The sequence below is a fragment of the Brachybacterium nesterenkovii genome (assembly GCF_900163655.1).
GTDB classification, from domain to species: Bacteria; Actinomycetota; Actinomycetes; order Actinomycetales; family Dermabacteraceae; genus Brachybacterium; species Brachybacterium nesterenkovii.
On the sequence record NZ_FWFG01000091.1, the window covers coordinates 1 to 1,265 of the forward strand.

Annotated in this window: 1 protein-coding gene; it reads right to left on the reverse strand. The window is 69.6% G+C overall.

What is annotated here, in order from left to right:
* A partial coding sequence (locus FM110_RS10200) for an ISL3-like element ISPfr3 family transposase (protein ID WP_087104655.1) occupies positions 1-1,209 on the reverse strand: 1,209 nt, incomplete at its 3' end.
* Positions 1,210-1,265 lie beyond the last annotated feature (56 nt).

The window sequence follows — 1,265 nt, forward strand, 5'->3', positions numbered from 1 at the left end:
GATCGCCTCGGTGGGCCCGTTGGAGGTGCTGGGCCGGTCGAAGTAGGCCAGGACGTCGGCGGCGCGCTTCTTCAGCGTCCTGCCGAGCTTGGTGATCTCGACCAGGGCCTTGGGGACGCCGGTGCTGATCGAGTCGATGAGCCGGGCCATCAGCTCGCGGCCGTGGCCCCGGTTCTCGTGGCGGTAGGCGGCGATCATGCGCTGGTAGACGCTCCAGGTGACCTCGACCTCGACGTGGGCGTCGTCGGCGAACAGGGTGTCCAGTCGGTCCTTCTGCTTGTCGTTGAGCAGGTCGGCGCCGGTGGACAGGGTCCGGCGGGCGGCATAGAGCGGGTCGCCCTTGCGGCCGCGGTGCCCACAGATGGCCTGCTGAACTCGCCGTCGGCACTCATCGAGCGCCTCGCCAGCGAGGCGCGTGACGTGGAAGGGATCTAGCACGGTCACCACGTCGGGCAGTTCCTCGACGGCGGCGGTCTTGAACCCGGTGAAGCCGTCCATCGCGACCACCTCCACGCCGTCGCGCCACTCCTGCGGGCGGTCGGCCAGCCAGGTCTTGAACGCCTGCTTGGAGCGTCCTTCGACCATGTCCAGCAGCCGTGCCGGGCCGGTGCCATCTCGCACTGGGGTGAGGTCGATGATCACGGTGACGTACCTGTCGCCGCGACGGGTGTGCCTCCACACGTGCTCATCGACCCCGACGACCTTCACCCCCTCGAAGCGGTGCTCCTCGTCGATCAGCACCCGCTTGCCCTCGGCCAGAACGGCGTCGTTGGCGGTGTCCCAGGCCACCCCGAGCCCCTCGGCGACCCGAGCCACGGTCAGGTGCTGGACCACGATCCCTTCCAGCGCCCACCGCAGAGCGCGCCGAGACAACTTGGCCCGGGGCTCGGCCGCGGCGGTGGTGTCCTGGCGCCACACATACCCGCAGCCGCTGCAGCGGTAACGGCGCACGACGACCTCCAGCGTCGTGGGCCGCCAGCCCAGTGGTTCGTGGGCAAGCCGTCGGACCACGGTGTCACGTGGTCTCCCTTCGCAGCCGCAGCGCCGGCACCACTGGTCGGGCTCGACCACCTGGCAGGCCAATACGGCACGATCCGGCTCGAGTCGCTGCCCGGTGACAACGAGGCCGAGTTCGTCGAGGCGGCAGAAGGCAGTCAGGTCGGGGCTGGCGAACGCATCAGCGCGCCCGCCGACGGTAGCGTCGTGCACGTCGAGGTCTTTCGGGCTGAGTGTGTAGGAGCTCTCATCCTCGGGAGACCTCGACC